Genomic DNA, 12,541 nt, shown 5'->3' with positions numbered 1-12,541 from the left:
CACCAATAAACGAATATTTATTGGTTTAAGGGCAGTTGCCTGCCCTTATAGTAGAGGTAAATCTATACTTAGATTTTACCAACTAGGTCTAGTGAAGGAGCAAGTGTGTCTTCACCTGGCTGCCAAGATGCAGGACAAACTTCACCGTCGTGAGTTGCAATGTATTGTGCAGCCTGTACTTTACGTACTAACTCTTTAGCGCTACGGCCAATACCTAAATCGTGAGTTTCGATTACTTTGATTTCGCCCTCAGGGTTCATTACAAAAGTACCACGAAGTGCTAGGCCTTCTTCTTCAATCATTACACCGAAGCTGCGAGTAATACGGCCAGTTGGGTCGCCAATCATTGGGTAAGTAATTTTACCGATTGTGTCTGACGTATCGTGCCATGCTTTATGAGTGAAATGAGTATCAGTTGATACTGAGTAAACTTCTACGCCCATTTCTTGAAGCTGTGCGTAGTAATCTGCAAGGTCGCCTAACTCTGTAGGACATACAAATGTGAAATCTGCTGGGTAAAAGAAGAAGATTGACCACTTACCAAGTACATCTTTTTCAGATACTTCTACAAAATCACCATTGTGGTATGCAGTTGCGTTGAAAGGTTGAATTTTTGTGTTGATTAATGAAGTGCTCATAGTATTCCTCATTTGTATTTAAAGTGTTTTTAAAGTTACTCAACGCAGCCGAAATATGTGGCCTTTCGCGTTGGCTTGATTAATACAATAAGCCCATTGATAAACTAAATAAAATTGATTGTTTAGATTAAAACAATCGATTTTAATGATTAGTGAGTTTTAGCCTCTGTTAATTACCTTTACGGCTAATACGTACATAGGATGACAACGGATAAGACTGGCATGATAAAATAAGGCCTGCTTCCTCTTGTGATTCGTTTAAGTAGTAGTTATTTCTCATGGTCATATCGCCATCCAGCAGCAAGCATTGACACTGTCCACACAAACCAGACTCACATGAATATGCAGGAGCAATACCCTGTTGCTTCATAGCACTTAGCAAGCTCTCTCCTTTATTTACTTCTATTGTATTAGTTCCCTGAGGATGAATTACGTCAAGTTTAGCCTGTTGTATATTATCTGCTTTAACTTCATTGCCCTCAAAAGACTGCTTATGCAAGAGTATTTCTGGTACATCTAAATTGGTTAAATGTTGCGAAACAAGGTTTAGAAATGAGGTAGGCCCACATACATGATACTCGCAGCGCTGAGCACTAGGTGCATATTTAGTAAAGTAGTCAGCTATATCGTTTTGGCTAATAGCGCCTTTGTGCCAACTAACAGCATCAAATAGCCTAGGCTGGCTGTAACTCAAAATAAAATTAAAGCGATTGGAGTACAGTTTTTCAAGTAGCTTGGCTTGCTTTAAAAAAATGGCATGTTTTTCATTTCTGCACCGATAAAATAAATTCACTCGGCTATAAGGCTGCGCGACTAATATATTTTCTATCATGCTAAAAAAGGCTGTGATCCCTGAACCTGCGACAAATAAATATAATGTTGTTCTAGTATGGATATTATTATCATTAATTAGTGGCTTGCCTATTGGCGCGCTCACCTCAACCAAATCACCCACTTTAAAGCTATTATTAACAAGGTGAGAAACTCTTCCTTTATCAATCCGCTTTACGGTAATTTTTAGTGACTTCCATGAAGATATTGAGTAACAGCGAGTTAAGTATTCACCCTCATAGTTAACTCTTATCATTACATGCTGGCCTGAACCCCAAGAAAATTTAGTCTCAAGTGAGCTAGGTAATGTAAATATGATTGAGGTTGTATCATTTGTTTCTTTGATAACCTCATTAATACTTAATTTATAAAATTGCATATAGATCCTAGGGCCACCGCTAAAGAGGCAAACCCTTTCAGTATTTTATATCGAGTGTAAAAAATTGCTTTAACCTGCTATTTATACCAATCCGCATAATTAAGTGATCTATTTTGAGGATGGAAAAACGTGTTAATAGCAAGGCAAAAAATTCGCTATTTAGTTGTTCTAAATGAGAGTTTTTTAACGCAGATAGCGACACGTTTAGTCCCTAAAAATGATTAAGTATTATTGCGGATTGGTATTACTACTTAGCTAGGTTAAAGCATATTAAAGCGATGCGTACTTAGCCTAATTTACTTATAAATAGAGGTTTAAATAACTCATAACGACTCGCTGATGCTCTCTTATTGGTAATTCCCCTAACTCAGCACTTGGGCCTAATTCAAAATTAGGACTTTCAAAAGATTTTTGTTGTTGTTCACATACATAAATATCTTCTTTCATAAAATCGGCAGAGCCCAGCGGGTGTTGATTATCAAAATCATTGTATTTAGGACGTATACGTTTTTGCCAATACTTTTGTGAATCGCTTCCTTTCAACCAATAGCTTAACCCACTGGTTGGCATTGATTTAATGCGTATTTCAACGCGTGTCTCGTTAACACTAATGGGGATAATATGAAATACAGACCAGGATGACTCGCTTTCACTTAGCCCAACTCCCGGAAACAACATAGGAACAAATACGCCCAGCATCTCTTTTGGCATAGGTTTAATTAAAGGCAGCTCTGTGTATTTTTCTAAATCAGCTGCATATGACTTTTCTAATGGCTCCCAAAAAGCAAAATGTTTGCCCTTAAAGCCAAACTCAGCCTTACTATGATCGTACATATTTAGCGTACCGCTATGTAATTGAGCTAAGTGGTAATGATCAATGTAGTTCTCAACTACAATCTTCCAATTGGCGTTAATTGTTTCCGATACTGATTGTTCTTTAAGCTCTACTAAATCTTCAACTTGATGTGGGCCTAAATGATCTTCTATCGAGCTAAACCACTGAGATATTGACTGCGCATTTTCATCTGGGTGTAGCCATATCATCCCTCGCCATATATCTACTGAGGCTGCCTTTAAGCCCAAACATGACTTATCTAAATCAGGAAATTCTTTTTCTTGGTGCGGAATACCAATTAAGCTTCCTTCAAGGTCGTATGTCCAATCGTGATACGGGCATGTGATAGACTTTTTAAGGTTACCTTGCGCTTGCAATAAGCGTGTGCCTTTATGCCTACACATATTATGAAATGCCCTAAGACGGCGGTCACGCCCCATAATAATTATGTAATTATTGAGTCCTATTTGCTTGGTAATAAAATCACCTGGAGCAGCAATATCTTCTTTAAGCCCAGCAAAGCCCCACACTTTTGAAAAAATATGTTTCATTTCTAAATCAAACCATTTTTTATCCGTATAAGCATTGACGGGTAAACCATCGTTTTTCATAACGCTTCCCTCAAACCCAATCAGGGTAAATAAAACAAGTAATAGCTAAAGCAAGCCAAACGGTCATTGTTAGCCAATACATTGTGGGTTCGCTTTTACGTTCATAAGTTTGCCACAGCGTCGATTTAGAGCGCGCTAGGTCAATAAAAAACCAGATAAATAAGCCAAAGCCAATCCAATAACTTATAGGTAACTGCATAAACCATTGCATAAAATCAAACCTCATCGTAATTAAGCACACCATTAAGGTTGCTATCAACCGAGCTACGCCAACCTTTACCCGGAACGGCACATGTAAACGTTAACGTGTTATTTTGCTCTTTTGCCAGCTCAATTATTTCTGAGAGCGATAGCTGCGGGTCTGCTTGTTTATCGCTTTGAAATACCCCATCAGACGACTTCATAAAATAACCTCGTTGTTTATCGTTTATCATCCCTGTCGCAATTAGCTCGCATTCTGATGTAATGCCCCCTAACAGTTTAGATACAAAAGGGGTTTTAGCACGTTCATAAAATAAATTAACACGCGCTTCAGCATCCTCAGGGCTATTTTTCGACAAGGTAATTTGTTGGCCAACGACAGGGGCTAAATCGTTATCAAACTCCATTAAATAGTCAACTAGCCCTTCTCTAACTTCCTCGCTTGGTATGCCAACTTTACCTTGATTAAACACGCAGCCATTTTTTTCATCCGCACCATGTGGGCAACCTTGCTCACCGTTATCAAACACTCCACCTCGTAAAAAGTTAACTAACTGATCAGTTCCGCCATCGTGTAAAAAGCCAAAACCACGCACCTGATCCCCCTGATGCTCTTTAGTATGAGAAGGTAAAAACCCCTCTCTATCTGGTAGTCCATACATACCAACACGGGTATACAAGTTTCTCAGTTGAGGCACTTTTAAAATATTAATTTCACCACCATGCGCTACCTCGCCTCGGGTGCCATAAAAGCCCTTGGCATGGTCAACCCCATGGCATCCTTCGCAATTTACACCATCTACACTAGCGCCATTAATATCTACATCAGTTGCCAAACCATCTGAGCGTCTTTGTCCATGGAAAAAGCGCGCTCCTGTTTGTGCTGATGTAGTAAGGGAGTTATCAAGTGCTCTTACCGGGTTAGGCCCAAGAGCCAAAGCCAATGAGAAATCAGCTAGTTTATCTACATCCTCCTCAAGCTTAATTATTTCATCAGGTTTATTATTACTGCTAACGGAACTTGCAAGCTCTATATCTAAACCAAGCAACCCCTCAAAAGCGACAATAAAGTTTTTAAACGAGACTTTTTCACTTAGCGTATTATCGGTATCGACACCAAAATAGCCTACAGAGCGATCTCCACGCCAATGCATATGCCCATGGTTTTGCATTCCGCGTAAGGTTTGCGTCATCATAGGGCCTTTCATTGATGCAAATGTGCGTTTATCACCATCGCCATTAATAATAGAAAGCAACTGGCAACTTTCATCTTGCGGGCCAACGAGTGTACAGCCTAGTTCAGAAATATTTTCGGTAGGGAATGGCAGTGAATTGCGGGTATTTTTGTTATCTGGGTCACCTAAATTCCAACTTAAATGATCGGTATCAGAAAAAATATGACAGCTGGCGCATGATGACTCTCCATTGCTTGAAGTTGCCTGCGCATCGTACATAAACGGGCGCCCTTCAACTATAAACTCAGGCTCTGAGTTGTATAAAGCAATCCTTTGTTTTTCTAAATTATTGTTAGTACCGACATGTACTATTGAGTTGTCAAAACGCGTATATACATATAAGGCGTCATTTGACTCATCAAGTAACAAACCTGCGGGACCACCCGATACATCAATATAATTTTGACTCGCGAGTGACGGCGTAAACTCCTCTCCTACGTTATCCCAGTAGCTATCGCTGTCCATCATGTGTGTTGGTATAACAGCAACCTTATTAGACCCCATCGCTGCTAGGTATATACTTTTTCCTTTACTATCTACCTGCATTTGTAATGGCGTAGATAAGCTATGCGCTTTAGCTTCTTTTTGATTTTTAATATCAGCATAATCTATATGGCGATTTAAATGCCTTGGTTTAACTGATTTGGTAGATAAATCAATAACTGATATTTGGCTTTGAGCAAGTTTCCCTCTCACTGTTGAGCCCGTAAACTCTCCTTTGCCTTCAAACCGAACCGCATTATTTGCCTCAGTATTAGACACATATAAAGCGTTATTAACTGGGTTAATTGCCATATTAAACAAGGTAGTGCCAACATGCGCATAAGAATCTTGAACCGCCATTGAATCAACATCAATCTTAAACACATCTAAATCAGGTAAGTTAAAACGTACCCCATTAGAAAAGTTGCGCCCAGCTGAATCTTGCCATTGGCCATTATTTTGATTGTATTTTACAATCATACTAGTCCACGGTTGTGGCTCCCCAAACGCATTAACGCCAGGGGCCGTTCTACCGCCAGGTAAATAACCACTTTCTAACCCATTAGGACTGATTATTTTGTCCATAACCTGACAAGGGTATCCGCCGTACTCATCATCTTCAAATCCGTGGCACATAACGTTTTCATGTACGGTACTCGTTTGATTACCCGAATTTAAAATACCTGCATAAACGTGCTGTTCATCTTTGCTTACTGTTAATGCTCTTGGTGTATCACCAAATAAGTTAACTATTTTTTCAGGTGTGCCGCCAAGCTCATTTCCTAAGTTTTGGCTATCAAACACCCAAATATCTGCTCTTCCAACTCCCCCTTGCGTTAAATCTCTAGCACCAACGCCCTCTTTAGCTGTTATTTGTTGAGAGAATCGATGTTGACCACGATGTGCTGTGCTTACAAATAACTTACCTTGTGCAAATACAATATCACGGGGTTCATCGCCTACGAGTAAAGTACGCTCCACGTGCCAAGGCTTACTTTGCATATTGATCACACTCACAGAATCCGACAGGTGATTAACCACCCACGCCTTATTGTTATAAACAGCTACAGCCACAGGTTCTAAGCCCACATTGATAAAACCTTCAAATTCAAGACCACCATTTTCAACTTGTTTATATACCTCAATGCGGTTATTCGATGTGTTGGTGACTAACAATAGCCCTTGTTCTTTAAGCTGAGCAATGGGTCTAACGGGACCTGACTCAAAATTAATATATTCACCTTTATAAGTAGGCGCCTCAATAACTGGCAACACAGGAACTGGATAAGGCAAAGGTTTCTTGGTGTTACTTTCTCCGCACCCTGAAACGCAAAGAGCAAGTAAAACATTGCTGATTATTTTTTTCATTTTAAACCTAGTTTATTTTCACATTGACAATTTAATATTAAGTTAATAAAAATAAATTGGCAACCTGAAAATTAATGATTTATTTGATATGCTAATCCAAATAGTTAAAAAGGTAGAAATAATGGCTAGACCCAGTATGGCTGTTCAGCGAAAAAAACAAATCTTAGATGCATTTGAACACTGCATTCTTACTCTAGGGTTACAAGCAACGTCGCTAGAAAATATTGCCGAGCAGGCAAATATGAAACGCACCATTCTTCGACATTACATAGGTAACAAAGACGATATAATTTGTGCTTTAAGTGAGCGTTGGAAACTAATATACGAGCAACAATGGCAATCATTAATTAGTTGGCTTCCTAATACAAACCGCACAAGCGCGCTTATAGATATGCTTTTTACAGTAGGCAGTGAAGAGCATGTAAACAATACTATTATTGGCGAGGCTATCTTTGGTGAAGCTAAAAGATTAGCGGTATTAAAGGAGCATCAAGAGCAAATTATGAATACCTTTATAGAGCAAGTAAGCACCATAATAAGTGAAGAGTACGCAATTATTGACGATGAAAAAGCATCGCTTATTGCTTACAGCCTTTATGCTAGTTATTTATTATCGCTTTCGTTATTACCGCTAAAAATGGGGGATGCTATTCATAAATTAAAGCAAAGTGCACATTTATTGTTAGTTAATCTAACAAAGTAAATTGTCTTATTGACAATTTACTTTGTTTTACTCTAAACTCCTGCAAAATATTTGTTTAGGGTTAATTTATGAATTTTGTAACATCAATTGTTGTTAGTGCATTAGTAGTGATTTGTGTCTGGTGCTTAATGGTTATTCAACCATCTCAAGCACATGCTATTTCTAAACCAGTTTCTATGGAGAGTAACGAAACGTTTGAAGTAATCAGGCACCAGCCTAAAAAAAATCTAAGTGAAGTAGAAAAAGGTGGTTTTTTAATTGATGGCATTAGCCAAAAAATCACTATCAGCGAGGTAACTACACTGTGGGAGCACTTTAATAGCGCTAAACAACTACATAACCGATTAAGAAAACAACCTGGTAGTGTTATTGTTTTTTACACTGATTTTAGTGATAACTATCAAACAGCAAATGTAACCATTGGTTATAAAGCTTCTGATTTAAAAAGCCCTGTAGCTCCTATAAAAGTAAGTAAAGGAAAATATACTACGTTACTTAAAAGTGATTCTTATACGAACACTCAAATTGCCCAAAGTTGGTCTAATATTAACTACCAAAAAGCGCCCAACGCTGTTTTAGAAATTCACACCTTAAATGCTAATGGTGAAACGAATAGTAGTGAGCTGTATGTAAAATATGAGGAAGCTAAGTAATGTTCGATTTCTTATTTATACCCTTTACTACTGACGATATATACTGGCTTGAACAGTGGGTTGATGACTGGTTTTTTGTAGCTGCCATTACTCTTTTTTGCCTCGAAATGTTGCGTTATGCATTTAAAAAGCAATTTTCACGAACTTTATTCGGAGATAGTGTTAGTAACTTTATTACGCTTGTACTGTTCATCGGAATTATAGGTTTAGTAGCACTTACTTATGCTGGTGTATTTTTTTATGTTTATGACAATTGGCGTATTACTGAATTACCCGTAACAATGTGGTCGATTATTGGTTGTATTGTTTTAGCCGACTTAGCATACTATTGGGAACACCGTTTTCTACATAAAAATGGCTTTGCTTGGGCTACGCATACAGTGCATCACAGTTCACCATTTTTTAATATATCGGTTGCTTACAGACATGGGCCAATGGATTGGTTTTTTCCACTGTTTTTTCATTTACCGTTGGCGTTGATAGGCTTTAATCCATTTGTAATATTTTTTGCTGAAATATTTGTACAAGTATTTCAGACACTTTTACACACAGAAAGTGTTAAAAAATTTCCGAAACCTATTGAAGCTATTTTTAATACGCCCTCACACCATAGAGTGCATCATGCAACGAACAAGCAATACTTAGATAAAAATTACGCAGGCATATTTATAATTTGGGATCGTATGTTTGGTACTTTTGCTAAAGAAGAAGCGCCCGTTAGTTACGGTGTATTCCCACGTATTAATAGTGTTAACCCGATAAAAATATTTTTTAGCGGTTACAGTAAGTTGTTTTCACAAATACGCCATGCGCCAACATGGCAGCATCGCATAAATCTACTGATCAAGCCTCCATTATGGGCATGGGAACAAGAGCAAAAATTAAAAAAACAAAAAGCGCAAAGCATTAAACCTGACTAAGTGAGTATTAACCTCTGACGTTATTGCAGTTCAAGGTTTATGCTTTAGGTAAAATGAGTGGCCGTATAGCTTAATCAGTGGTTACTCTTTATAAAAAGGGTGACCACTGTATTAAAGCCAACTATTTATGCCCTTATCACTAAGCCTACTTATTTAAAAACCTTTTAGCCACGCACAAAAGCCATACTTCCAAGCAGTTTGTTTATATAAGATGATCTACCTGATTGTTTTACTGCGTAAATAAGCTAATAGCAAGCGCACATCTTGCAACACGTTATATTTAAAACTGCTACAATAACCGCGCTTAAAAACACTTACACATAAGGCATGCCGTAATGGAAAAATTTATTAATCATATTCAACTTGGCTATTTAGGGCTACTACCCTTTTTAGGCTGCGTAGCATGGCCACTTATGTTTGGGAGTAACAGCATTAACCTAGAGTTTTTTACATTTTACAGCATTGCAATACTTGCTTTTATGGCTGGTAATTTATGGCACGCTGGGATGCAAAGCTACAGCGATGCGATAAAAGCCGTTTTACCTGTCATCCCGGTGCCATTTTTATCTTTTTTGCCAGTAGAGTGGGCACTTGCCTGGTTAGGAGCAAGCTTTTGGCTGGTACTTATATTTGAAAAAGCCACAGTACAATGGCAAACCTATCATCGCGATTATCAAAAAATGCGCTTTGTGCTTACCTCAGTAGTGTTTGTATGCCACATACTCACCATAGGTATGAGTCTATACCCAAAATAACATTGTGCTGCTTAACCTACTAGGCGTAATAGTGTAACATCCGCGCACTGCTATTTAAGGATGCTCCATGATTGACACATTACGCCAACAGCTTAACGAGCTGGGTGAAAACTACGTAGAAAAAAACGCCGTTTTTAAAATTAAAGTGATCCCGTTTTTCTGCGCTATCAGCATTAAAAAAGATCATAAAAGCGAAGGTCGTTTAAATTTTTACTCAAACCAACTTATCGAAATATTTTTAGTTATTTTATTCGTCGCTTTTGGACTAACACTACCTAATCCAGAGGGCAGCTTTTTAAATGGCCCAATGCATATTGTGTTTGCCATTTTAATTACCTTTAATTTAATTTTAAAACAAATAGCTATTGAAGGACTTAAAACACGCCTTGCGTTTCATCGTTTACACGCGGCCCATCCTCAAAACATCGTCAGCAATGATGAGCAAACACCTACCAAGCCCGCTTAATTTATGTATTTAAATTCTGATTGGCGAATACTTACCGTAGGCGATGGCGATTTATCGTTTTCAAATGCGCTACACGCTCACATTAAGCCCTCAAAATTAGTGGCTTCAACCTATGATAGCGCAAGTACTATTGAGCAAAAATACGAAAGTAATGCGCTAAGTACCCTAAAAGCAAATAACGTAGATGTACTTAATAGTTTTGATGTAACAAACCCTGACTGTTGGCAAGCGCTAGGTCAAAGCCTGCATAGCTTTGATGTGGTTATATTTCAGTTTCCGCTTATTCCAGCATTTGTTGGGCGCGAAGCCTATGAAAGCAATACTCGCCAATCAAGCATGAACGTGCTTAACCGCTCATTACTTCACCAATTTATTAAATACGCAAACGAGTTTGCGCTCAACCCTAACGGCCCCATGCTATGCTACATTACTTCTAAAGATGTAAAGCCATACAGAGAATGGAATATTGAAGGTACTTTAAACACTGGCTTACACGCTGAATATTTAGGCCAAATGCCATTTGATATAAGCCACTTTGCAGGATATAAAATTAGAAACGTGGACCGTGATAAACACGTAAAAGACACCAGCGGTATTACTTACGTGTTTAGCCCTAAGGCTTGCTCTGAACAAGCTGTTCAATTAAGCACGCAGCTTACAAAGCCCGCCTATTTAACGCCTAATTACTGTTCGCTATGCCGTGTTGGCCCATTTATAGCGCTCGAGGATGAAACTAAACACATAAATGCGAAAAAGCATCAGCAAATGGTACGCCTAGAAAGCGATTGGCAAGCTTGGCTTACTCAGTTTTATAGCACCAATTCACAACCCTGATTTATAACTTTGTTTAATTAAGTCTGCGGCTTTTTCAGCAATCGCTATAACCGGTGCATTTGTATTACCGGTTATAAGCGTTGGCATTATTGAGGCATCAACCACTCGTAATTTCTCTATACCATGTACTTGTAAGTGAGTATTTACCACAGCCATAGGATCATTCCCCATTTTACACGTACCTACAGGGTGGTACTCGGTATCGGCTGTTTGCCTTATAAATTCAATTAATTGCTCATCGTTATTAATATCAAGCGGGTAAAGCATTTCTCCACGAATTTTATCAAAGGCAGTGCTTTGCATTATACTGAGCGTTTTTTTAAGACCAGCAAGCATAATCGCTAAATCGTCTGGGTGGCTTAAGTAATTTGGATCAATAAGCGGAGCACTTTGCGGGTGGCTATCGGCAAGCTTTATAGTACCGCGACTTTTTGGGCGCATAATACTACTGTGAATACTATAGCCATGGCCTAAATGTAGCTTTCGGCTGTGATCGTCAACCAGCCCTATTACAAATTCCAGTTGCACATCGGGTGCGGGGGAATCCTCAAATAACTTAATAAAAGCATGCGATTCAGCAAAGTTACTAGTCAGTGGCCCTTCTCGTTTACTAAACCAATTTACACACCCTTTGAGTATTGTGGCAGCGCCGCTTAAGCTTATTCCAAAGGTTCCTTTAACTGTTTTAGCTTTGTACAAAGGCACAACGGTTAAATGGTCCTGCAAATTAGCACCAACACCTTCAAGCGCATGTTGCACCTTAATATTATGCGCCTTTAAATGACTTTTAGGGCCAATGCCCGACAACATTAACAGTTGAGGGGAGTTTATAGCACCGGCACTTAACAGTACTTCTTTTTGCGCTGTTAGTGTAATAACGTTGCCATACTGCTCAAGCTCAACACCCTGCGCTATTTTATTGTTAATTAAAATTTTATTTACGTGGCACTTAGTAAGCACCGTTAAATTTTTACGGTTTAAGTGCGCAGTTAAATACGCTTTGGCTGCACTGCATCGTTCACCATTATGCTGCGTTACTTGTGAAAGCCGAGCTCCTTGTTGTACCTCGCCATTTATGTCATCACTTAAGTTAACCCCTTGCTCAACACACGCGTTTAAAAATAACTGATTGACGGGGCTTGGGTGTAAGAGCTCTTGTACATGTAAAGGGCCGCTTTTGCCATGCAAGTTATTATTTACGAACGTTTTATTATTTTCAGATTTTATAAAATAAGGTAATAAACTGGCGTAATCCCACCCTGTGTTTCCTAAGCTTGCCCAATTGTCGTAGTCATATTGATTACCGCGAATATATACCATGGCGTTTATTGAGCTAGAGCCACCGAGCACTTTACCACGAGGCATAAAGCCACATCGATTATTAAGCTCTTTTTGCGGTACTGTATTGTAATGCCAGCTATTAATACCATGCGGTACGCTTGCAGCAAGCCCCGCAGGCATTTGTACAAACGCGCTTTTGTCGCTACCACCGGCTTCAAGTAAACACACGCTTACATTTTGATCTTCCGATAAACGCGCCGCCAAAACGCTGCCTGCACTGCCCGCGCCAATCACTATGTAATCAAATGTTTGTCTCATGTTTGTTCCTTAAAGGCTACATACTTAACA

General features: G+C 38.8%; 12 protein-coding genes. 6 read left to right on the top strand and 6 right to left on the bottom strand.

Annotation, left to right across the window (positions count from 1 at the left end; genetic code table 11):
- Positions 1-68 precede the first annotated feature (68 nt).
- The 5 genes from ahpC to PESP_RS18835 all read right to left on the bottom strand — a co-directional run bounded on the left by ahpC (position 69) and on the right by PESP_RS18835 (position 6,581).
- Positions 69-638, bottom strand: coding sequence for an alkyl hydroperoxide reductase subunit C (ahpC, locus tag PESP_RS18860; protein WP_058404596.1), 570 nt, complete (start codon positions 636-638; stop codon positions 69-71).
- A 169-nt stretch (positions 639-807) separates the two neighbouring features.
- Positions 808-1,848, bottom strand: a complete 1,041-nt coding sequence (locus tag PESP_RS18855) for a flavin reductase family protein (protein ID WP_089349550.1) — start codon at positions 1,846-1,848, stop codon at positions 808-810.
- Positions 1,849-2,148: 300 nt separating this feature from the next.
- A complete protein-coding gene (locus PESP_RS18845; protein WP_089349549.1) occupies positions 2,149-3,294 on the bottom strand; it encodes an aromatic ring-hydroxylating oxygenase subunit alpha in 1,146 nt (381 codons plus the stop codon).
- A 10-nt stretch (positions 3,295-3,304) separates the two neighbouring features.
- The gene (locus tag PESP_RS18840) at positions 3,305-3,505 is read right to left on the bottom strand and encodes a hypothetical protein (protein ID WP_089349548.1); all 201 of its coding nucleotides are present in this window, start codon (positions 3,503-3,505) and stop codon (positions 3,305-3,307) included.
- A gap of 4 nt (positions 3,506-3,509) precedes the next feature.
- Positions 3,510-6,581, bottom strand: coding sequence for a hypothetical protein (locus PESP_RS18835; RefSeq protein ID WP_089349547.1), 3,072 nt, complete (start codon positions 6,579-6,581; stop codon positions 3,510-3,512).
- 121 nt (positions 6,582-6,702) lie between these two features.
- On the opposite strand from PESP_RS18835, the gene PESP_RS18830 reads away from it, so the two are divergent.
- The 6 genes from PESP_RS18830 to PESP_RS18805 all read left to right on the top strand — a co-directional run bounded on the left by PESP_RS18830 (position 6,703) and on the right by PESP_RS18805 (position 10,912).
- Positions 6,703-7,284: a TetR/AcrR family transcriptional regulator gene (locus PESP_RS18830; protein WP_089349546.1), complete on the top strand. Its 582-nt coding sequence runs from the start codon at positions 6,703-6,705 to the stop codon at positions 7,282-7,284.
- A gap of 68 nt (positions 7,285-7,352) precedes the next feature.
- Positions 7,353-7,937 (top strand): hypothetical protein, encoded by a 585-nt coding sequence (locus PESP_RS18825; protein WP_089349545.1) that lies wholly within the window; start codon positions 7,353-7,355, stop codon positions 7,935-7,937.
- Positions 7,937-8,857: a sterol desaturase family protein gene (locus PESP_RS18820; protein WP_089349544.1), complete on the top strand. Its 921-nt coding sequence runs from the start codon at positions 7,937-7,939 to the stop codon at positions 8,855-8,857. Before PESP_RS18825 ends, PESP_RS18820 begins: the two co-directional genes overlap by 1 nt.
- A 335-nt stretch (positions 8,858-9,192) precedes the next feature.
- On the top strand, positions 9,193-9,612 hold the full coding sequence (locus tag PESP_RS18815; RefSeq protein WP_089349543.1) for a DUF3429 domain-containing protein: 420 nt from the start codon (positions 9,193-9,195) through the stop codon (positions 9,610-9,612).
- 67 nt (positions 9,613-9,679) lie between these two features.
- On the top strand, positions 9,680-10,078 hold the full coding sequence (locus tag PESP_RS18810) for a hypothetical protein (protein WP_089349542.1): 399 nt from the start codon (positions 9,680-9,682) through the stop codon (positions 10,076-10,078).
- A gap of 3 nt (positions 10,079-10,081) precedes the next feature.
- Positions 10,082-10,912, top strand: a complete 831-nt coding sequence (locus PESP_RS18805; protein WP_089349541.1) for a class I SAM-dependent methyltransferase — start codon at positions 10,082-10,084, stop codon at positions 10,910-10,912.
- Here PESP_RS18805 and PESP_RS18800 read toward each other — a convergent pair.
- A complete protein-coding gene (locus PESP_RS18800) occupies positions 10,901-12,511 on the bottom strand; it encodes a GMC family oxidoreductase (protein WP_089349540.1) in 1,611 nt (536 codons plus the stop codon). The two genes, PESP_RS18805 and PESP_RS18800, sit on opposite strands and share 12 nt — an antisense overlap.
- Positions 12,512-12,541: the final 30 nt, after the last annotated feature.

This window comes from Pseudoalteromonas espejiana DSM 9414, from assembly GCF_002221525.1.
GTDB lineage: Bacteria > Pseudomonadota > Gammaproteobacteria > Enterobacterales > Alteromonadaceae > Pseudoalteromonas > Pseudoalteromonas espejiana.
This window is presented reverse-complemented; position numbering and strand designations above follow the sequence as displayed.